The following is a 17470-nucleotide window of genomic DNA, read 5'->3' on the forward strand; positions in this document are numbered from 1 at the left end:
GTGGATTCCGGCCTCTGATCAGCAGTGACAAGCCTATACGGGAGGAGTTCATGGCCGTACAGCACCGTTTGGTGGGCGGATCCCCAGAGGAGGTGTGGGCCGCCCTCGCCGACGGCTCGCGCTACGGCGAGTGGGTCGTCGGCCCCTCGCATTCCCAACAGAGCGACGACCGGTGGCCGCACGTCGGGTCCTCCATCGAGTACAGCGTGAACGTGGGACCCCTGGTCGCAAAGGGGCAGACGGTCGTCCGCGTCTGCCGGCCGCCCCGGCAACTGGAACTGGAGGCCGAGGCCGGATGGCTCGGCACCGCGCGCATCGCGATCGAGCTCCGTCCATGGGGCGAGGACACCCTGATCATCCTCGACGAACATCCGCTGCGGGGCCCTGGCGGCCTTCTCCACAACGCGGCGCTTGACGCATTGATCCAGCTCCGCCACCGCAGCATGCTCGGCAGGCTGGCCGACGCCGTGGAGAACGACGTCCGCGAGCGGGAGAAGGCGAGCTGACCCGCGGCCGCGTGCGCGTGCCGGCACTGACGGTGCTCCGAGGCCTCCCTGTTCGCAGCGAGGACACGAGCCTCCATGGTGGTCCCATGGACGGCAGCACCGCCGCCCCACACCGGCAATCGTCCTCCTTGTCCCCGGCGCCGGACCGCTGGTGGCTACGGTGGTCGTGTGACCGTCCAGTCGATGACGGTGTGCGATCGATCCAACACTTTCTGACGTACCGGAGGCGGTCGTGGGGGCACGGAGACGTTTGCATGAGGGCCTCGCGATCCCAGGCGAGACGCGGCCCGACGGCCTGCCCGTGGCACTGTCCGACCGACGGCGGCTGGCCGCGGTGGAGGCGACCGGGTTGCTGGACACCGGCCCCGAGGCGGCATTCGACGACCTGGCCCAGCTCGCGGCCTCGGTGACCGGCTGCGGGCGGGCATTCATCACCCTGGTCGACGAGCGTCGTTCGTTCTGGAAGTCCTGCGTCGGGGTGGACGCCGGGGAGGTGGCCGAGCGGCAGATCCCCGTCCAGGAGAGTTTCTGCCTCTTTGTGGTCGGCCGGCACGGGGAGCCGTTCGTGGTCGCGGACGCCGCTGCCGACCCCCGCACGAGCGGCCATCCCGCGGTCACCCGGATGAAGATCGGAGCCTGGGCCGGGTACCCGATCCTCGCCCCGGGCGGGGAGGTGCTGGGCAGCATGAGCGTGGTGGATGAGAATCCGCACGCCTGGCAGCCCCAGGAACTGGCCGAACTGGCCACGATCGCCCGCGCGGCCAGCAACGAGATCAACCTGCGCACCTCGCTGGCCGTTGCCCAGGACGCCCTGGAGACCGCAAGCACGCTGGCCCGCAGCCTCCAGGACAGCCTGCTGCCCCCGGTACTGCAGAAGGTCCCCGGCCTGGAGACGGCCGCCTCGTACTTGCCGGCGGCCGGTGGCAGCGCCGTGGTGGGCGACTTCTACGACCTTTTCCGGGCCAAGGGGCCTTGGTGGTGCACCGTGATGGGCGACGTGTGCGGGAAGGGCACCGAAGCGGCCAAGGTCACCGCCCTGGCCCGCTACACCCTGCGCGCCGAGGCCACCCAGCACAAGTCCCCCGCCTCAGTGCTCGATCACCTCAACTCCGCCCTCATGGAGCAGCGCAAGGGAGAGCGGTTCCTGACCGCCGTCTATGCCACTTTCCGCACCACACCCGTGGGAATCGCGGGGCGGCTGTGCACCGCTGGACACCCCCCGGCCCTGATCCGCAGGGCCAACGGCCGCATCCAGGAAGTCGGACGGTCCGGAAGCCTGCTGGGCATCCTCGCCGACGTCAGGCTGACCGACGTCCCGTTCCGGCTGGCCCCGGGCGACGCCCTGCTGCTCTACACCGACGGCGCCACCGAGGCCCGGGCCCGTCGCACCGCATCTTCCGGCGCCCGACCGCAGTTCGGCGAGGAAGCACTGGCCGCCGCCTTCGCCGGCTGCCGAGGAATGGATGCGCGGGGCATCGTCACCCACCTCGGCGACCTCATCGCCGAGCACACGGGTGACTGGGCCAGCGACGACACCGCCCTCCTCGCCCTGCGCGTCCCCCCGCGTCCCTGACGGGGCGTGGGACAGAGCGGGCGGCCTTGCCGGTGTCCCAGCGCGCCCGATCCGGGCGCCCTATTCGACGCGGCGCGCTTTGTGCCTGCCGACGTCGAAGCACGCCCGGGTGGGCAGTTCGGTCAACCCGGTGCTCTCGCGCGCGTGCGCGACCGGACCGTGACACAGCGCCTGCAGGACCGGGGCGGGTGCGGCGTGATCCGTCAGCGTGACGGCCACGTCGAGCCGGGGGTGCGCCGGGCGTCCGGTCATGTGGGCACCCGCCCGCCCGACGCCGGGCAGAGCGCTTGCTTCGGCGGCCACGGCGTCGCTGAGGGCGCGGCCGCGCAGTTCGACACCATCGGGCGGAGGCGTTCCGCCCAGGTGCACCGAGCCGGGACGTTGGCGGCGGAACTGGGCGAGCAGCCACAGGAGGGCCAGCACGGTCGCCAGGGTGAGGCCGGCGATGACGGCGGGCCACCACCACCAGCCCTGGTCGCTCCACCGGATCCGGTCGGCGTTGCTGAGCAGGACGTCATTGTGCGTGGTCAGCGGCCAGCCGGCGGGCGCAGCCACGTGAATCCGACGGTAGAGGTCGAGAGCCGCGGTGAGGATCAGCAGCCCGCCACCCAGCAGCACCAGGCCGCTGATGGCCAGGAGGAGGCGGTTGAGTGTGGATCGGCCGTTCATGGCGCGCTCCCGGGCGGGGTCAACGGGTGTGGTGTCGTAGGCGGACCGTCAGCCGTGGGGCATGTGCCAGAGCGAGCTGGCGGCACTGGTCCTGCAAGGCCTGGGTGAGGTCGTCGCGGACGGTCGCCGGGTCGCGGAAGCGGACGTCCGCTCGGGCGATGACGCGGCGGCGTCCGACCCGGACCCGGGCTCGGGCTATGCCCGGGACCCGCATCGCGGCGTCGCGCAGCACCAGTTCGGCTCCCCGACGGTCCAGCCAGGCCCGCAGTCCGGTACAGCCGTCGGGGGCCCGCAGCGGCAACTGCCGGCGCAGGCCTGGGGTGAGCGCGAGGACGAGCAGCCACAGGCCGAGGAGGACGGCGACGCAGGCGCCGAGCAGCAGCCACAGATCGTCGACCGGGCGGCTGGCCAACTCGTCGGCGAGGCGGGTGCGCCACGCCGCGGCGCGCTGCCCGGCACGCACGGCGATCACGTCGTACAGCACCACCCCGAAGGCGCAGGCTGCCACCAGAGCCACCACGGTGGCCGGGATGCGGCGTGCCGACCACAGGCGAGGTGACCTCGCCCCACGGCTGTCGCGCGCCGGCGACCTCGCCGCCGGAGCACGGATGCCGGGTCGGCCCGGGTCTGCGGCTCTTTCGGTCTTGGGCCGCGGTGCATGGCGGCCGGGAGGTGCGATACCGGAGGGGAGAGTCATGGGGGGGCTCCTCGGTCTGTGCGTGCGTGACGATGGCTGGTTCCGTCCGGCGCCGCCGAGGCGCCGGGGGTCACTGAACGCGGTCCGGGCCGCCGACGGTCGCCAGGCGCCGGATCGTCAGCGTGACGTCGCGGACGTCCAGCCCGGTCAGTTGGGCCACCCGTTCGGCGACCTCGCGCTGCAGTTGCCGGCAGGTGACGGCGATGTCAGCGGGGTACGGAAGGTCCACCGACAACGCCAGTTGTGCCGTCCCGCCGTACGTGGTCACGCGAGCCCCCGGTACGGCCAGATCCGTGCGCGGCTGCCTCGGGCCGACGAGTCGGCGCAGCGCCGTGCCGGCGACCCGGACGGCGATGCGGGCCACGACCCGGTCGGGTATCACCGTCGCGCCACGCGCGGCAGGCGGCACGCGGCCGTGGACGTCTTCCGCAGGCTCGCCGGGGGGACGGCCGGACGAACCGGCGGCACGGGTGCTGGTGTTCACCGTGGCCGCCGGGCGGACACGTCCCGCTGCCGCCGGGTGAACACGTCGGCGTCACCCTGCAGGACGAGACCGACGCCCAACCCCACGGCGCCCAGGACCGCTACCAGGAGGAAGGCCCAGAACCCGCCGAAGAAGCCCGCGAATCCCAGTGCCATTCCGGCTGCCAGACCCACTGTCGCTGTATTCATGATTCACTCACCTGTCCCGCGCCGGCGTGTGCCGCCGCCTCGGGCGCGCTTCGTGCCGCGTGGGTGGACCCGCTGACGGCCCACTGACGGAGTTCATCGGACACGGCCCTCGCCCGGCTCGGTTTCGTCTTCCTCTTCCTCGTCGGGCAGCTTCACGTCGTCGACGACGAGGTTCACCTCGACGACCTCAAGGCCGGTCATGCGTTCCACGGCGGAGATGACGCTGACGCGGACCTCTGCTGCCACATCGGGGATGGCGTAGCCGTACTCGACGACGACGTCGAGGTCCAGCGCGGCCTGGCTCTCGCCCACCTCGACCTTCACCCCGCGGCTTACGCTTGCGGTCCCGCCGCCGGGGACGCGTTCGCGCATGGCGCCCATGGCCCGGGCCATGCCCGCACCGAGGTTGTGGATCCCGGGGACCTCGCGAGCGGCAGTTCCCGCGATCTTGGCCACGACGCCGTCGGCGATGGTGGTCTGGCCCCGCGTTTCGGGGGAGGTGTTCGCGCCGGTCGGCCCCTTGAGCATCGTCCCGGTCCCGGCGGAGCCGTCCTGTCCGGTGAAGGGACGGTCGGTGGTGTCCGTCATGGCAGTCGCCTCGATCAGTTGCTGCGGGCACCGGTACGGCGCCCGTCACAGGTTTGGACACATCCGGGAGGCAATTCGTCATGCATATTCGCGAACCGGCATCACATGCCTGAAGCCGGGCACGCGTAACACCGCAGGGAGGAGGTGCGGTCATGACGCACAGCGCCGGCACTTCCCCGCGCCGATCGGCCGCACTCGGCACGCCCCCGGGTCCCGTTCCCCCAGGCCCCGTTCCCCCGGGCCTGGCCGACGGCCTGCCGTCCGCGCCGGACGACCTGCTCGCGACCCGGGCCGGCGAAGGCGACGAGGAGGCGTTCGCGATCCTGGTGCGGCGTCACAGCCGCCCGCTGCTCGCCCTGGCCTTCCACACGCTGGGCAACCTGCAGGACGCCGAGGACGCCGTTCAGGACGCTTTCATCAGCGCCTGGCGGCGCCTGCCCGATTTCCGTCATGGCGCGGCGTTCAGGACCTGGATGTACCGCATCACCGTCAACCGCTGCCTGAACTCCCTGCGCCACCGGCCGGCCCCGGTACCGTTGAACTCGGTGGCCGAACCCGCCGCCCCCGGAATGCGGAGCTCGCCGGCGCGGGCAGCCGAACAGGACGCCCTCACCGACGCTCTGGCCGGTGCGCTCGGCGCGCTGGAACCGCAGCAGCGCATCTGCTGGATCCTGCGGGAACTGCACGGACTCCCCTACTCCCAGATCGCCCACGTCACGGGCACCACCGAGCAAACGGTCCGCGGGCGACTGTACCGAGCACGACGAACCCTGAAGGAGGCACTGGGCCCATGGCGCTAGACGACCATCCCCCCCGGCCTCCGGCGGACGGCTGCCCTCTCGACGAGGTCCGCCGTCACACCGGCGACGAAGTGCTCACCTGCGGGCGCACTCTCAGCCACGCCTGGGAGCAGGCCAGGGACACCGGTCCGCCCGTGGACCCCCACCTCGCCGAGTGCCCCTACTGCCGCGATGCCGTCGACGGCCTGGCCGCACTGGACAGGGCGACGCAGGCGCTGCGGGAGCAGGAACCACCCGGCACACAGAGCCTCGTCTCCCGCGTCATGGACATCGTCCGTGACGAGGTACTGCTGGGGCCGATGCTCCCGCTGGGCGACCCCACGCGCACTCTGCGGATCGCCGAACACACCGCGGCCGGCGTGCTGCGGAGCGCCGCGGACTCGGTACTCGGCGTCACGACCGCCAGTTGTCGCCTCACCCGGGCCGACGAGCCGACGGGCATACGCGTGAGCATCGCTCTGGCCGCCGCTCTGAACCGCCCTCTGCCCGAGACAGCGGCACTGGTGCGACACGCGGTACGGGACGCCGCCCACAACGCGCTGGGCCTGTTGGCGGCCGCGATAGACGTCACGGTGATCGACGTGCACCACGCCGCATGGTCGGCGAGCATCTCGGAGCCCGCGCAGGGCGGGCTGGAACCCGACCCATGACAGGTTGCGACCCTGCCGACATTCGCCAGAGCGCCGCTGAGGCCGCCCTCGGGGTCGACGGGGTGCTCGGCTTGCAGCCCACTCTCGCCAGCCGTCTCGCCCGAGCCGCTTCACGCCCGGTTCCGGGAGCGGCACACGAGAGGTTCGCCTCGCCGCTGTCGGGCATCCGCGTGGCGTGCGACCCGGACGGCTCGGGCTGGCAGGTGGAGATACGCTGCGTCCTCGCCGAGGGTCACCGGGCCGTGGACGTCGCCCGCACGGTCCACGACCGGACCCGGGCATCACTCATGCCGCTCGTCACGGCCCACGGGAGCGGGGAGGCCCTCACCGTGACCGTCACCATCACCCGGATCGCACGGACACGTGCGTGATCCGGCCCCGAATGGGCCCGCGTCCATCGTGTTGCTGCGAGACGGCGTCGAGAGACTGGCTAGGGATTCGTCTCCCGCTTCCCACGCGGAGGCCCGCCAGACGGCTCCTGCGGGTCCACCCCGGTGGTTTCCGAGGCGTCCTCCGTCCCGCTGGGACGTCCCGAGGGGCCCCGTCGCCCCGTGTCCTGGATGCCCCTCTTGCCGGACTTCCCCGACCGTTCCTCGCCGCTGCGGGAGATGCCTTCCACGGGCGTGCCTTCCAGCGAGTCCTCGATGTCCTGCCGACTCGGCTCGCGCGTCTTCCCGCCCGGCGCATAGGTGTCCGGGTGGAAGGAGCGATGCGCGCTCGGGTTCTCCTCCTGACGGGTCGCGTCCACATCCTGCGACCATCCGTGCTGGTCATCGCCCTTGGACCGGCTCGGATTCGCGCCCTGCCGACCCTTACTGTGCTTCTTCTCCATGACGGCCTTCCTTCATCAACCCCCAGAGGAATGATTGACCTATCTGCAACCCTGCCCAATATTCGACACTCAAACGGGCAGGCCTGGGGCCACAGGGCCGGGGAATGCGGAAGGGGCCGGCCCCCGAAGGGTGCCGGCCCCGACCCTGATGCTTTCCGACGTCAGCCGATCGGAACGATGTTCTCGGCCTGCGGGCCCTTCTGGCCCTGCGTGACGTCGAAGCTCACCTTCTGGCCCTCCTGGAGCTCGCGGAAGCCCTGGGTGGCGATGTTCGAGTAGTGGGCGAAGACGTCAGCGCCGCCGCCGTCCTGCTCGATGAAGCCGAAGCCCTTTTCCGCGTTGAACCACTTAACGGTGCCAGTTGCCATGATGAAGCATCTCCTTCTGGAGCAGTTGCCTGAAGTCCACACTGCGCGGACTCCTGTCGCCGCAATGACCCTCCGGAAGGACCGGAAAAACAAAAATGCACCTGTGGGTCAGGTGCACATGACGTTCATGGGTACCAAAACTGCAACACATAAAAGCTAACACAGATGCTCCGCCGGCGGTGGATCACGGAGACCGAATTATTCGTGTCCTTCTCCTGTCGCTCCGGCGGCCTCACTGTGCAACGCTGACTCCCCGAGGTACATCCGACCATCGTGTGGAGACCCAGTGCGCTGCATCATCGCCGGTTACCCCTTCGACCTCACCCCCAGCGAGGTGCAGCAGGCCATGAGCGGCGTCTCCCCCGAACCCCTGGCCGGCGAGTCCGTACGTATCGGGCAGCAGTACTACCCCGTCAAGCAGGTGGGCGCCGTGATCACCCGCCAGGACCGACGGGACTTCACCGCGGCCGAGGTCACACGTGCCATGACGCGCCTCGGATTCGCCTGCCACACCGTTACCGCCGCCACCGACGTCTGACCGTCGGCGGCCCTCACCTCGGCGGGCACCCGGCGCGGGCGCCGTCGGAAGTGACGACGGAGTCCATGAGGCGGCACGCGTCATCAGGCGTCGCGCCCGGAGGCACGACCAGGAGGTCGCAGCGGCCGACCCCGTAGGACACCAGACAGATCGTGTTCGGCCGCGGGGTCGCGGCGGCCCGGTTGATGTGTATGTTCCGGCCGCCGAACCGGAACTCCTGTGGCCCCATGCGCCACATCGGACCGCTCACCGTGATGCGGCTGATGCCGGGCCAGCGTTCGTCCAGGGCCGCCAGCAGACCGGGCAGGCCCTTGCCGAGATCGTGCGTCCGCGGCCACCACACGCCGTCCAGCCAGTGCGGCCCCAGGTCGCGCCGGACCAGCCTGACCCGGACAGGCCCCTCTTCGGCCCCCGGGCGGGTGGCCTGCATGCTGCCGATGGGCACCTCAGCCACCCGTCCGTGAAGCGGCGGCGAGCCACCGCTGGAATCCGCTGTGCCGCTCCGGGGTGTGGGCGGTGTCCACCGTCAGATGCAGTCGGGTGCCACTGCCCGTGACGCCGGCGGGGTAGCTGCGTTGTTCGGTGCTCGCGAACCACGTACGCAGTACCTCGGCCACGCGTCGTGCCACTTCCGGTGAGGCGGCGGTGATACGGACCTCGGCAAGTTCGCCCTCCGGGAGCGATGCGTCGGTTCCCATGTGTGTCTCCAGTCTTCTCGCGACGGACCCGCGGCTCACCGGCCGCCTTCGCCCTCACACGCCGTTTCCTGGCCGTGGGTTTCCGGAGTAGCGGCCTGCTCGTGCTTCTTTCGCGTGATCCACGCCGCCGCGGTGGTCCGATCGAGAGGACGAAAGCCGCGGGCCAAAGCGAGTTCGGCGGCACAACCGGTCGCCCGAATCGTCGTCGCGGCCATGACGCCGCCTTCCGGCCCGGCTGGTTGGCCGGGCGCGCCTGATCCGACGACGACGCCAACGCTGATGCCAACGCACGAAATGCCTTCGGTGCCCCCACCGTACTCCTGATTACCGACGGTCAAGGTCGTTATGGCTCTGACCAGCGAGAACGGAGGCTCCGCCCCCGTCTGAGGCCGGTGGACCGCCCCGGCCGGCCCCATACGGGACCGTTCCTTCGACGACCACGGCCTCGACATGGCCCTCGGCTCCGTCGGCGTACTCGCGCACGAACGTCGCGGCGTCCCCCTGGGGGTGCTCGTACGCGGGACCGGACAGCCTCACCAGCCCCTCGACGTCTCCCGCCTTGAGCCGCTGTACGTACACCTTGATGAGGGTTTCCACCTCGTCGGCCGTCTCCGCCACATCCGGGTAGTCCGATTGCCCGGCCCGGACCGTCACATCGACTCCCGGCGAATCGGCGAGCGTGTAGGGCGTCCGGAAGAACGCCGCCCAGACACCGAACGCGATGCCGGCGACGGCCACCAGGAACACCGCCCCGGCTACCGGAACGGTGCGGCGCAGTCCGAGCTTCTGTCTGATGTTGAGGTCGGCCGCACGGGCATGCGGAAGTTCCACACCTCGTGGTCGCACGCTTCCCCCCATTGCGAGACGGTCGCGGTGATCTTCACATGGAATTGGTCTGTCCGCGACGGTCCAGGCCGCATGCCTGACCTCCCAGCGCGCCCAGCGCGCCGTCAGGACGCAATGGGCCAGGGCCGTTTACGTCCATTCGTCTTCTCTTCCAAGCCGCGTGACCTGCGGCGAAAGTAGTTCCTGCCACCGGGCGTCACACCCGAGACATCCTTCACAGCTGCACCTGCAGGGCAGCTGTTTGGGCCGGGGTGTGCCTTCGCCCGCTCGAACCACCCACCGCAGGAGAAATCATGAAGCTGGGCCATGCCGTCCGTCGTACCACCGCCGCCGTGGTCGCCGTCAGCGCGATGTCCCTCGGATTGGTCGCGACCACCGCCGGAGCCGCGCACGCCGTCGCGTCGTGCAGTGGTGACGTGTCGATGTACGGCACGCTGTCCGACGGCCGGCTGACGTACACGCAGATCGAGCCGAACACCGGCGACCGCGTCAAGACGCTCATCGGCCCGAACCTCGGCTTCACGCCCAAGACGATGGCGGCCCTCAACTTCAACACGGTGCTGGTCACTTCGACCACCGGCGACCTCTACCGGGTCGACGTGCAGACGAACAACACGTCCCTCACGCTCGCGGGCGTCGTCAAGATCTGGGACGGCGGCTGGACCTTCGACAAGTTGGTCTACGACGGCGCCGGTCACCTCTACGGGACGGTCGACGGCCAGCTCCACCAATACTTGGTGTCGCAGGCCAAGCCCGCAGGGTCCGCCCACATAGGCCAGCACGTCGTGATCGACACCGGCTTCGTCCTCAAGACCCTCGCCGCCGCGGGCGACGACCGCATCATCGCCTCGACCTCGGACGGCCGACTGCTCAGCTACAAGATCAACGGCGTGAACGACTGGGACAGCTCGGTCCTGAAGCCGAGCGGCTGGTCGGCGGTGGACTCGCTCTCCTCGCCGGGCGGCGGCCTCTACTACGGCCGTACCAACGGCGGCATGTACTGGTACCACGACTCGGACCCGACCGACGGTGACGGCAGCGACATCGCGTACCACTCCGACGACCCGGTGGACGCGTCCGGCTGGACGCAGAGCCTGCTGTCGGCCTACGCGAACAACTGCGCCTACGTGGCGCCGGCGCCGCCCAAGTCCGTCCAGGGCGGCACCATCTACCGCAACGAGGTCATCGCCCGGGCCAAGGACTGGTACAACCGCAACATCCAGTACAGCCAGAGCGCCTACGCCACCGACGTCGACGGCGACCACTCCTACCGCACCGACTGCTCCGGCTTCGTCTCCATGACCTGGCACCTCACCACCTCGCTCACGACCGAGACCCTCCCCAGCGTGAGCACGCAGATCAACAAGGCCGACCTCAGGCCCGGTGACGCGCTGAACGACTACTCCGACCACGCCGTCCTCTTCGCGGGCTGGAAGAACCAGGACGCGGGCACCTTCTACTACTACGCCGAGGGCAGCACGGCCACGGACATGAACTACTCGACCGCGAACGTCTACAGCGGCGACATCGGCGGCCACCCGGCCTCGTCGTACGTCGCCCTGCGGTACAAGAAGATCGCCTGACGCCCCACCCGACGCCTCGAAGGCCCCGCGGATCCCCGCGGGGCCTTCGAGGCGTCCGCGACCCGGAGCTCCGAGCGCTTCAAGCGCCTGCGTGCGAAGGGACGGCAGGCCTACACTCGGAAGATGACCTTGGAATGGGAACAGGTAATCGTTCACTCGGTGAATCCGGCGGCCTTGGGGCAGTGGTGGGCCGAGGCTCTCGGCTGGGTCGTGGTCCACTCCTCCGACGACGAGTTCGAGATCCGGCCGGAGCCGGATCGCATGCCAGGGTTGGACTTCGTCCGGATCAACGAGCTCAAGCAGGGCAAGAGCCGGCTGCATCTCGACTTCAGGCCCGATGACCAGAACGCCGAGGTGGCCCGTCTCGAGGCCCATGGCGCCAAGCGTGTCGACATCGGCCAGGGTGACCAGTCGTCGTGGGTCGTCATGGCGGACCCCGAGGGCAACGAGTTCTGTGTCCTCGGCAACCGACGTCAGTGAGAACCCCCGCGCCTGACACCGATCCACTCAGGCGGACCGTGGCGGCCGACTCCCACCAGCCGTAAAGGGCGGCGCCCCTTCGCTTCGAAGGAGCGCCGCCCTTTGCACGGGCCGCAGCGAGTGGCTGTCGGTGGCGGGCGGCCTACTGCCAGCCGGCGTCCGCCGGGGTGACCTGCCAGCCGGCGTCGGCGACGAGGACGGAGGAGGACGGAACCGCGTCGGCCGTGGACCGGGGCGTGACCACCGGGGCGGCGAGAGCCGCGGCGACGACGAGAGAGCAGACCGCGGCGACCTTGGCGATTCGGTTGCGAAGCATGCCTGTGTCCGTTCCTTCCGGAGGAGAGATGCGATGTCCGGCCCGCCCTCGCGTCCCGCGGTGACGCTCGGCCCGGCCGGTGACCAATAGGTTCGTCGCAGCTCAAGCCTGTGGAAAGGCTTCGGGGATGGACGGAAAGGGCCTTGGACTGATGCGTCCACACGGGCCGGTTCAGTCCACCGTCTCGGGCAGGAAGGCCAGCGGCATCAGCGGCACCCCCGCGCCGGTCAAGCGCGCCGTGGCCAACTGCGGCACGTCGCGCAGCAGTCGGCGGCAGACCCGAAGGGCCCGTTCCTCCGCCTCGTCGAGCCCACCGGCCAGCAGATAGAAGCCGAGTGTGAGTTCGGAGGGAGGGGTCGGGTGCACGGCGACGTGCTCGACGCGGTCACGGGGGACGATCGCCGATCGCACCAACGCCTTGACGTTCTGCGGCAGCTCCTCGTCGGAGGGGAGTGCCAGATGTGCATGGACCAGGTACATGCGCTCCAGAGTCTCAACCGAAATCGTGAGCAAGTCCGTTTGAACACTGGACCGTTGGGGCCCTGGCCGGTTCCGTCCTGCCTCCGTGACGATCCCCCGTCGCTCTGCGAAGATCGCCGTCGAACAGGGGATGCCGCACGCAGGAAAACCAGGGGGAACCAGATGCTGACCGCTCTCGGACTCGATTCCGTCGCGGAGACGGTGTACCGCGCCATGCTCAGAGACCCGAACGCCGGTGTCGCGGGCCTCGCCCACGCCGTGGGGCTCTCCGTGGAAGAGGTGGGCGAGGCCCTCGACACCCTGAGCGAGCTGGCCCTGGTACGCCCTGCCGCCGGGGACGCGGGCCGCCTCCGGGCCGTCTCACCGGACGTCGGCATGGAGGTCCTGATGGGCCGCCAGCAGGCCCAGCTGGCGGCCCAGCAGCAGCGCCTCGAAGCCTCGCGGGCCGCCGCGGCCCAGCTCATCTCCGAGTACGCCGAGCTCCGTCCCGCCACCAGCCATCCCGGGGTGGAGCATCTGGTGGGCCTCGACCGGATACGCGACCGGCTGACCGTGCTCACCCGCGAGGTACGCGAGGAATTCCTGACCTTCGCCCCTGGCGGTCCGCAGACCGCGGAGAACATGGCCGCCTCGCGGCCGCTCAACGAGGATCTGCTCGACCGCGGGGTGCGCATGCGCACGATCTACCTCGACAGCGTCCGCACCCACCGGCCCACCGTCGAGCACGCCACCTGGCTGGCCGGACTGGGCGGTCGGATCCGCACAACCCCGTCCCTGCCGACCCGGATGATCATCATGGACCGGCTGACCGCCATGATCCCGGTCAGCAGCGACGACACCGCCGCGGGCGCCGTCCTGCTGACCGGCCAGGGCACGCTCACCGCGCTGTGCGCGCTCTTCGAGACCACCTGGGAGGCCGCCCAGCCGCTCGGCGAGATCGCGCCCACCGACCCGCACGGGCTCACCGGCCAGCAGGCGACCACCCTCCGGCTCCTGGCCGAGGGCCACACCGACGAGGCGATCGCCAAGCGGCTCGGGGTGTCACACCGCACGGCCCGGCGGATCGCCTCCGAGCTGATGGACCGCCTCGACGCACGCAGCCGTTTCGAGGCCGGCGTGCGCGCCGTGCAGCGGGGCTGGCTGCCGGCCAGGTTCTGAGGCCCAGGCCGCAGGCACCGGCCTGGTGGGCCTTTGCGGCGCGTCGGCCCCAAGACCACGGCGGACGGCGTGGGGGGTGGCTACGCTCGTGATGTTGCCCGCGGCCACCACCGCGGGCACGGCCCGAGGGCCCCGATGGCGACACGGGGCCCTTCTCCATGTCCGGGCGGCCCCGGCCAGGGGGCATCGTGAAACACAGGCCGGGGCCGCCGCTCAGGGGCGATTGCGGCCGGCGGAACCGCTTCGGGAGCCCGCCCGGCCCCGTGCACCATCACCACACCCGACCGGGCGGGCGGCTCCGGAGGGTCGCCTAGCCTCCCAGGCGCTACCGAAACCCCGGGGGCGAAACCTTACGACGCAAGGCTGAACGTCGCCTCCACAGCCGCCCACCGGGTCGACCCGACCGGGGTCGTCCACTGCGCGTCCAAGTTCGCCGTGCGCGCCGTGTCCGACGGCCTGCGGCAGGAAAGCGCGGACCTCCGCGTCACGGTCGTCAGCCCGGGCCTGACCCACACCGAGCTCACCCACTCAGGTGGCAACGCTGACGTGCAGGGCGCGGTGCGAGCGGCACTCGACGCCGTCGGCGTCGACGCCTCGGCCATCGCCGAAGCGATCGGCTACGCGATCGCACAGCCCGCCGACGTCAACGTCAGCGAGGTCATCGTCCAGGGCACGGCCCAGGCCTGACGACCCACCACCCGGCGTCCTCTTCAGGCTGCTCCCCGCCTGGGACGACTCGAATGCGCCGAAAGCCCGCACGTACGTCTGCTCGACCAGGCCCTCCGCTGCGGCGCGGTGATCGGTCAGGTGGATCGCCGCGGCGTACAGCCGGTCGAGAAACGGCATGGCTTCGCGATCGAACCGGGCGACGACGTCGGACGGGTGCGCCGCGTCGGTGCCGTCAAGGGCGCGGGGACGGCGGGTGGCCGCGGGAGGCCTGGTGCGGGCGGGGGCCTGGCTCATGGCTGCCTCCCGGAGGCGGACGGAGTCGTGAGCCGCCGATGACGGCCTCCGCCGTGGATGTGTCGCATGGCCGCTGATCACCTTTCTGAAGCCCCGCCCCGGCTCAGGTGGCCAGGGCCTCGACACATCCAGGGCACCATCCGCGCTGAAGGCCGGGAAGCCCACTGCTCACCCCACGGTCGGCTCCACCGGGGGTACAGCAGACCCCCCGACCACACGGGACGCCCCCCGGCGGCGGGGTGACGGAGCGGTCTTCGCTCTCGTCTTTCGGTGGCGGCCGCGTTCAGCCGAAAGTCGTAGCGACGCCCCAAGAGGTCCGACTTCCGCCCGAAGCGGACGGTCATCGGCTCTTCATAGCCTTCCTGGCATGAGCTCCGGCTCGTGCACCGCATCCGCGGGCGGCCTCGCCCGGGCTGCAGGGCCGGGCCGAGCGCCCGGACCGGCGGGGGCTCGAACCTCACCCACCTGCGGTGATGCCCTGAGCCTTCCCGGTCGCAGGGCACCGGCCTGACTGTGACACCTCCGAAGGGCACCCCATGCACTGCGTTCCACCGATCGGTTCCGCCGTCCGTGCCGCCGACCCACTCCGTACGCTGCCCGGCCACCGGACCGGGCCCGAGCTGCGGGTGGACCTGACGGCGGTCGCCGCGAACACCCGGGTCTTCGCGGCGCGCGCCGCCCGCGTGATGGCCGTGGTCAAGGCCGGCGGCTTTGGACACGGCGCGGCGGAGGCCGCTTCCGCCGCCCTGGGCGCGGGGGCGACCTCGCTCGGCGTGACGTCCGTCGAGGAGGCACTGCACCTCAGGCGCGCGGGATTGCGGGTGCCGATCCTGAGCTGGCTCAATCCGGTCGACGCCGCCTTCGAGGAGGCGCTGCGGGCGGGTGTCTCACTGGCCGTTCCCGGGCACGAACACCTGGCCGCCGTGACCCGTGCCGCGTCCCGGACGGGCTGGACCGCCGAGGTCCACCTCCAGGTGGACACCGGGATGGCCCGCGAGGGTGCCGACCCCCGGGAATGGGCCGACCTGTGCCGTCTTGCCCGGAACGCGGAGCGTGCGGGCCTGGTCCGGGTGGTCGGCGTCATGAGTCACCTGGGCTGCGCGGACACCCCGGGCGACCCGTGCACCGACCAGGCCCTCGAACTGTTCCGGGCTGCGACGGTCACCGCGGCGGAGGCCGGTCTGCGGCCGGCCCTCCGGCACGTGGCCGCCACCTCGGCGACCCTCACCGATCCGCGGACCCGGTTCGACCTGAGCCGTGTCGGCGCCGGGCTCTTCGGCATCGATCCGACGCGGACGACCCCGCTGCGGCCCGCGCTGACGCTGACCGCCCCCGTGGTCTCCGTCCGCACGGTCACCGCCGGGACCCGGGCCGGCTACGGGCACACATGGAGCGCCCGCCGCGGCACCCACCTGGCACTGGTGGCGGTCGGATACGCCGACGGGCTTCCCCGCGCCGCTTCCGGCCGGGCCGAAGTGCTCCTCGCCGGGCGCCGCCGCCCCGTTGTGGGCCGGATCTCCATGGATCAGATCATCGTCGACACCGGCGAGCACCCGGCCGCCCCCGGCGACGTCGCCACCGTCTTCGGCGCCGGTGACCAGGGCGAGCCCACCCTCCGGGAGTGGGCCCGCTGGTCCGGCACCATCGAGCACGAGATCGTGACCGGCCTGGGCGCGCGACTGCGCCGCACGGTGCAGCAGCCGGCGGTGGCCGCATGATCCCCGCGTCCGAGGCCCGGCGCGTCCGGGTCGCCGTGATCGGCGGCGGCCGCAGCGACGAGCACGAGGTGTCCCTGGCCTCCGCCGCGTCCGTCGGCGCGGCACTCGATCCCACCGCCTACGACGTGCTGTCGCTCACCATCGGGCGGGACGGTGTGTGGCGGGACGGCGCCGGGCACCCGCTGGCGGGCACGCCCGCGGCGAGCCTGTCCGCGGCCCTGACCCTGCTCGCCGGCTGCGACGTGGTGTTCCCCGCGATGCACGGCCCGCAGGGCGAGGACGGCACGCTCGCCGCCCTGCTCGACCTCGCGGACCTGCCGTACGTCGGCGCCGGTGTGCGGGGCGGCGCCCTCGCCATGGACAAGTGGGCGACCAAGCTGGTGGCCGAAGCCGTCGGCATCGCCGTCGCACCGGGCTTCCTGGTCACCACCGGCGACGCCGACCAGGTGCGCTTCCACGGCCCGGTCGTCGTCAAGCCCGTCGCCGCGGGGTCCAGTCACGGCGTGGCCCTCGTCACCGAGGCGGCGGAGCTCGCCCCGGCCATCGCCGCGGCGCTCCGGATCGACGACCGGGTCCTGGTCGAGGACCTCGTGAGCGGACGCGAGGTCGACCTCGCCGTGCTGCAGCGCGCGGACGGCCGTCTGACGGTCGGACCACCGCTGGAGATCCTGCTGGACGACGGCCGCCTCTTCGACACGGAACAGAAGTACGACGGCGGAGCCCGGTTCCGCATACCCGCCGCCCTGTCCGCCGACGAGCTGGACCGGCTCACCGAGGCGTCCCTCGCCCTGTTCACCGCGCTGGGCTGCCGCGGAGTGGCCCGCTGCGACTTCTTCCTCACCCCCGACGGTCCCGTGCTGAACGAGGTCAACACCATGCCCGGCATGACCGCCCAGTCCCAGGTCCCCAAAATGTTCACGCACCAGGGCCTGGGCTACCCCGCACTGCTCGACGAACTGGTCCGCGGGGCGCTCGCCGCACCTGACCCGTCCTCCCCGGCGCAGGTGCGGCCGTGACCGGGCAGCACCGCCTCACCACCGACCAGGGTCCCGGCGCCGCCGCGATCCACCACGAGAGCAACGGAGGGCACCACCGCATGCACCACCTGCTGCGCACCGCCCGTGTCTACGCCCAGACCGTCTTCGACGTCGTCGTCCTGGGCACGGGAACGGACGACATCCACACGAAGCCGGAGCGCACACCGCCCCCGCCCCCGGCGCCGGACGCGGCCACACCGATGGTGCGCGCGGATGGATCCGGGTCTTCCGGGGCGTATCGGTGACACTGGAGGCGACACCCGGAGCGGTTTCCGCTCGGCAGGCGAGCGGAAGTGGA

The 17470-nt window shown here is 71.3% G+C and carries 26 protein-coding genes; 13 read left to right on the top strand and 13 right to left on the bottom strand.

What is annotated here, in order from left to right:
- Window positions 1-50 precede the first annotated feature (50 nt).
- Both AC1VWI_RS05415 and AC1VWI_RS05420 read left to right on the top strand, forming a co-directional pair.
- Window positions 51-506: an SRPBCC family protein gene (locus tag AC1VWI_RS05415; RefSeq protein ID WP_499509767.1), complete on the top strand. Its 456-nt coding sequence runs from the start codon at window positions 51-53 to the stop codon at window positions 504-506.
- Between the two features lie 301 nt (window positions 507-807).
- Window positions 808-2079 carry a PP2C family protein-serine/threonine phosphatase gene (locus AC1VWI_RS05420; RefSeq protein WP_499509768.1) on the top strand — a complete coding sequence of 424 codons (1272 nt, stop codon included), beginning with the start codon at window positions 808-810 and terminating at the stop codon, window positions 2077-2079.
- Window positions 2080-2139: 60 nt separating this feature from the next.
- Here AC1VWI_RS05420 and AC1VWI_RS05425 read toward each other — a convergent pair whose 3' ends face one another.
- The 5 genes from AC1VWI_RS05425 to AC1VWI_RS05445 form a co-directional block, all read right to left on the bottom strand.
- On the bottom strand, window positions 2140-2748 hold the full coding sequence (locus tag AC1VWI_RS05425) for an Asp23/Gls24 family envelope stress response protein (RefSeq protein WP_499509769.1): 609 nt from the start codon (window positions 2746-2748) through the stop codon (window positions 2140-2142).
- A 19-nt stretch (window positions 2749-2767) separates the two neighbouring features.
- Window positions 2768-3268 (bottom strand): DUF6286 domain-containing protein, encoded by a 501-nt coding sequence (locus AC1VWI_RS05430; RefSeq protein ID WP_499509770.1) that lies wholly within the window; start codon window positions 3266-3268, stop codon window positions 2768-2770.
- 247 nt (window positions 3269-3515) lie between these two features.
- On the bottom strand, window positions 3516-3929 hold the full coding sequence (locus AC1VWI_RS05435; protein ID WP_499509771.1) for an Asp23/Gls24 family envelope stress response protein: 414 nt from the start codon (window positions 3927-3929) through the stop codon (window positions 3516-3518).
- Complete coding sequence (locus AC1VWI_RS05440) at window positions 3926-4117, bottom strand: hypothetical protein (protein WP_499509772.1); 192 nt, start codon at window positions 4115-4117, stop codon at window positions 3926-3928. Before AC1VWI_RS05440 ends, AC1VWI_RS05435 begins: the two co-directional genes overlap by 4 nt.
- A gap of 93 nt (window positions 4118-4210) precedes the next feature.
- A complete protein-coding gene (locus AC1VWI_RS05445; protein ID WP_499509773.1) occupies window positions 4211-4705 on the bottom strand; it encodes an Asp23/Gls24 family envelope stress response protein in 495 nt (164 codons plus the stop codon).
- Between the two features lie 152 nt (window positions 4706-4857).
- Between AC1VWI_RS05445 and AC1VWI_RS05450 the strand changes: the two genes are divergently transcribed.
- Genes AC1VWI_RS05450 through AC1VWI_RS05460 form a run of 3 tightly spaced genes read left to right on the top strand, consistent with a single transcriptional unit; the run spans window position 4858 to window position 6526 of the window.
- The gene (locus AC1VWI_RS05450; RefSeq protein WP_499509774.1) at window positions 4858-5505 is read left to right on the top strand and encodes an RNA polymerase sigma factor; all 648 of its coding nucleotides are present in this window, start codon (window positions 4858-4860) and stop codon (window positions 5503-5505) included.
- Window positions 5496-6155: an Asp23/Gls24 family envelope stress response protein gene (locus tag AC1VWI_RS05455; RefSeq protein ID WP_499509775.1), complete on the top strand. Its 660-nt coding sequence runs from the start codon at window positions 5496-5498 to the stop codon at window positions 6153-6155. Before AC1VWI_RS05450 ends, AC1VWI_RS05455 begins: the two co-directional genes overlap by 10 nt.
- Window positions 6152-6526 carry an Asp23/Gls24 family envelope stress response protein gene (locus tag AC1VWI_RS05460; protein ID WP_499509776.1) on the top strand — a complete coding sequence of 125 codons (375 nt, stop codon included), beginning with the start codon at window positions 6152-6154 and terminating at the stop codon, window positions 6524-6526. The genes AC1VWI_RS05455 and AC1VWI_RS05460 overlap by 4 nt, the downstream gene beginning before the upstream one ends.
- Window positions 6527-6585: 59 nt before the next feature.
- On the opposite strand, the gene AC1VWI_RS05465 is transcribed toward AC1VWI_RS05460, so the two are convergent.
- Both AC1VWI_RS05465 and AC1VWI_RS05470 read right to left on the bottom strand, forming a co-directional pair.
- The gene (locus AC1VWI_RS05465; RefSeq protein WP_499509777.1) at window positions 6586-6987 is read right to left on the bottom strand and encodes a hypothetical protein; all 402 of its coding nucleotides are present in this window, start codon (window positions 6985-6987) and stop codon (window positions 6586-6588) included.
- 161 nt (window positions 6988-7148) lie between these two features.
- On the bottom strand, window positions 7149-7355 hold the full coding sequence (locus tag AC1VWI_RS05470) for a cold-shock protein (protein ID WP_499509778.1): 207 nt from the start codon (window positions 7353-7355) through the stop codon (window positions 7149-7151).
- Window positions 7356-7641: 286 nt separating this feature from the next.
- On the opposite strand from AC1VWI_RS05470, the gene AC1VWI_RS05475 reads away from it, so the two are divergent.
- Window positions 7642-7893 (top strand): SCO5918 family protein, encoded by a 252-nt coding sequence (locus AC1VWI_RS05475; RefSeq protein WP_499509779.1) that lies wholly within the window; start codon window positions 7642-7644, stop codon window positions 7891-7893.
- Window positions 7894-7906: 13 nt separating this feature from the next.
- Here AC1VWI_RS05475 and AC1VWI_RS05480 read toward each other — a convergent pair whose 3' ends face one another.
- Genes AC1VWI_RS05480 through AC1VWI_RS05495 form a run of 4 tightly spaced genes read right to left on the bottom strand, consistent with a single transcriptional unit; the run spans window position 7907 to window position 9449 of the window.
- Window positions 7907-8338, bottom strand: a complete 432-nt coding sequence (locus AC1VWI_RS05480; RefSeq protein ID WP_499509780.1) for a DUF5994 family protein — start codon at window positions 8336-8338, stop codon at window positions 7907-7909.
- A gap of 1 nt (window position 8339) precedes the next feature.
- Entirely contained in the window at window positions 8340-8591 is a 252-nt protein-coding gene (locus tag AC1VWI_RS05485) for a hypothetical protein (RefSeq protein WP_499509781.1), read from the bottom strand.
- A 35-nt stretch (window positions 8592-8626) separates the two neighbouring features.
- The gene (locus tag AC1VWI_RS05490) at window positions 8627-8929 is read right to left on the bottom strand and encodes a hypothetical protein (RefSeq protein WP_499509782.1); all 303 of its coding nucleotides are present in this window, start codon (window positions 8927-8929) and stop codon (window positions 8627-8629) included.
- Window positions 8916-9449 (bottom strand): hypothetical protein, encoded by a 534-nt coding sequence (locus AC1VWI_RS05495; protein ID WP_499509783.1) that lies wholly within the window; start codon window positions 9447-9449, stop codon window positions 8916-8918. Before AC1VWI_RS05495 ends, AC1VWI_RS05490 begins: the two co-directional genes overlap by 14 nt.
- 281 nt (window positions 9450-9730) lie before the next feature.
- Between AC1VWI_RS05495 and AC1VWI_RS05500 the strand changes: the two genes are divergently transcribed.
- Both AC1VWI_RS05500 and AC1VWI_RS05505 read left to right on the top strand, forming a co-directional pair.
- Window positions 9731-11020, top strand: coding sequence for a tachylectin-related carbohydrate-binding protein (locus AC1VWI_RS05500; protein WP_499509784.1), 1290 nt, complete (start codon window positions 9731-9733; stop codon window positions 11018-11020).
- A 123-nt stretch (window positions 11021-11143) separates the two neighbouring features.
- Entirely contained in the window at window positions 11144-11500 is a 357-nt protein-coding gene (locus AC1VWI_RS05505) for a VOC family protein (protein ID WP_499509785.1), read from the top strand.
- A 142-nt stretch (window positions 11501-11642) separates the two neighbouring features.
- On the opposite strand, the gene AC1VWI_RS05510 is transcribed toward AC1VWI_RS05505, so the two are convergent.
- Both AC1VWI_RS05510 and AC1VWI_RS05515 read right to left on the bottom strand, forming a co-directional pair.
- Entirely contained in the window at window positions 11643-11816 is a 174-nt protein-coding gene (locus tag AC1VWI_RS05510) for a hypothetical protein (protein ID WP_499509786.1), read from the bottom strand.
- A gap of 171 nt (window positions 11817-11987) precedes the next feature.
- Window positions 11988-12296: a hypothetical protein gene (locus tag AC1VWI_RS05515; protein ID WP_499509787.1), complete on the bottom strand. Its 309-nt coding sequence runs from the start codon at window positions 12294-12296 to the stop codon at window positions 11988-11990.
- 162 nt (window positions 12297-12458) lie between these two features.
- Here AC1VWI_RS05515 and AC1VWI_RS05520 point away from each other — a divergent pair, with 162 nt between their 5' ends.
- The 5 genes from AC1VWI_RS05520 to AC1VWI_RS05540 all read left to right on the top strand — a co-directional run bounded on the left by AC1VWI_RS05520 (window position 12459) and on the right by AC1VWI_RS05540 (window position 17417).
- On the top strand, window positions 12459-13454 hold the full coding sequence (locus AC1VWI_RS05520) for a helix-turn-helix domain-containing protein (RefSeq protein WP_499509788.1): 996 nt from the start codon (window positions 12459-12461) through the stop codon (window positions 13452-13454).
- Between the two features lie 363 nt (window positions 13455-13817).
- Complete coding sequence (locus AC1VWI_RS05525) at window positions 13818-14141, top strand: SDR family oxidoreductase (protein WP_499516726.1); 324 nt, start codon at window positions 13818-13820, stop codon at window positions 14139-14141.
- An 812-nt stretch (window positions 14142-14953) separates the two neighbouring features.
- Window positions 14954-16135: an alanine racemase gene (gene alr, locus AC1VWI_RS05530; RefSeq protein WP_499509789.1), complete on the top strand. Its 1182-nt coding sequence runs from the start codon at window positions 14954-14956 to the stop codon at window positions 16133-16135.
- Window positions 16132-17151 carry a D-alanine--D-alanine ligase family protein gene (locus tag AC1VWI_RS05535; protein ID WP_499509790.1) on the top strand — a complete coding sequence of 340 codons (1020 nt, stop codon included), beginning with the start codon at window positions 16132-16134 and terminating at the stop codon, window positions 17149-17151. The genes alr and AC1VWI_RS05535 overlap by 4 nt, the downstream gene beginning before the upstream one ends.
- Window positions 17148-17417: a hypothetical protein gene (locus AC1VWI_RS05540; protein WP_499509791.1), complete on the top strand. Its 270-nt coding sequence runs from the start codon at window positions 17148-17150 to the stop codon at window positions 17415-17417. The genes AC1VWI_RS05535 and AC1VWI_RS05540 overlap by 4 nt, the downstream gene beginning before the upstream one ends.
- The last annotated feature ends 53 nt before the right edge of the window (window positions 17418-17470 follow it).

It is taken from the genome of Streptomyces sp. TOM-9, assembly GCF_056858595.1.

Bases quoted from the DNA above. Each gene is read 5' to 3' on its own strand.
- AC1VWI_RS05460 (WP_499509776.1), top strand. From the start codon at position 6,152: ATGACAGGTTGCGACCCTGCCGACATTCGCCAGAGCGCCGCTGAGGCC.
- AC1VWI_RS05445 (WP_499509773.1), bottom strand. From the start codon at position 4,705: ATGACGGACACCACCGACCGTCCCTTCACCGGACAGGACGGCTCCGCC.
- AC1VWI_RS05455 (WP_499509775.1), top strand. From the start codon at position 5,496: ATGGCGCTAGACGACCATCCCCCCCGGCCTCCGGCGGACGGCTGCCCT.
- alr (WP_499509789.1), top strand. From the start codon at position 14,954: ATGCACTGCGTTCCACCGATCGGTTCCGCCGTCCGTGCCGCCGACCCA.
- AC1VWI_RS05520 (WP_499509788.1), top strand. From the start codon at position 12,459: ATGCTGACCGCTCTCGGACTCGATTCCGTCGCGGAGACGGTGTACCGC.
- AC1VWI_RS05470 (WP_499509778.1), bottom strand. From the start codon at position 7,355: ATGGCAACTGGCACCGTTAAGTGGTTCAACGCGGAAAAGGGCTTCGGC.
- AC1VWI_RS05465 (WP_499509777.1), bottom strand. From the start codon at position 6,987: ATGGAGAAGAAGCACAGTAAGGGTCGGCAGGGCGCGAATCCGAGCCGG.
- AC1VWI_RS05485 (WP_499509781.1), bottom strand. From the start codon at position 8,591: ATGGGAACCGACGCATCGCTCCCGGAGGGCGAACTTGCCGAGGTCCGT.
- AC1VWI_RS05450 (WP_499509774.1), top strand. From the start codon at position 4,858: ATGACGCACAGCGCCGGCACTTCCCCGCGCCGATCGGCCGCACTCGGC.
- AC1VWI_RS05425 (WP_499509769.1), bottom strand. From the start codon at position 2,748: ATGAACGGCCGATCCACACTCAACCGCCTCCTCCTGGCCATCAGCGGC.
- AC1VWI_RS05510 (WP_499509786.1), bottom strand. From the start codon at position 11,816: ATGCTTCGCAACCGAATCGCCAAGGTCGCCGCGGTCTGCTCTCTCGTC.
- AC1VWI_RS05495 (WP_499509783.1), bottom strand. From the start codon at position 9,449: ATGGGGGGAAGCGTGCGACCACGAGGTGTGGAACTTCCGCATGCCCGT.
- AC1VWI_RS05505 (WP_499509785.1), top strand. From the start codon at position 11,144: ATGACCTTGGAATGGGAACAGGTAATCGTTCACTCGGTGAATCCGGCG.
- AC1VWI_RS05500 (WP_499509784.1), top strand. From the start codon at position 9,731: ATGAAGCTGGGCCATGCCGTCCGTCGTACCACCGCCGCCGTGGTCGCC.
- AC1VWI_RS05415 (WP_499509767.1), top strand. From the start codon at position 51: ATGGCCGTACAGCACCGTTTGGTGGGCGGATCCCCAGAGGAGGTGTGG.
- AC1VWI_RS05440 (WP_499509772.1), bottom strand. From the start codon at position 4,117: ATGAATACAGCGACAGTGGGTCTGGCAGCCGGAATGGCACTGGGATTC.
- AC1VWI_RS05535 (WP_499509790.1), top strand. From the start codon at position 16,132: ATGATCCCCGCGTCCGAGGCCCGGCGCGTCCGGGTCGCCGTGATCGGC.
- AC1VWI_RS05515 (WP_499509787.1), bottom strand. From the start codon at position 12,296: ATGTACCTGGTCCATGCACATCTGGCACTCCCCTCCGACGAGGAGCTG.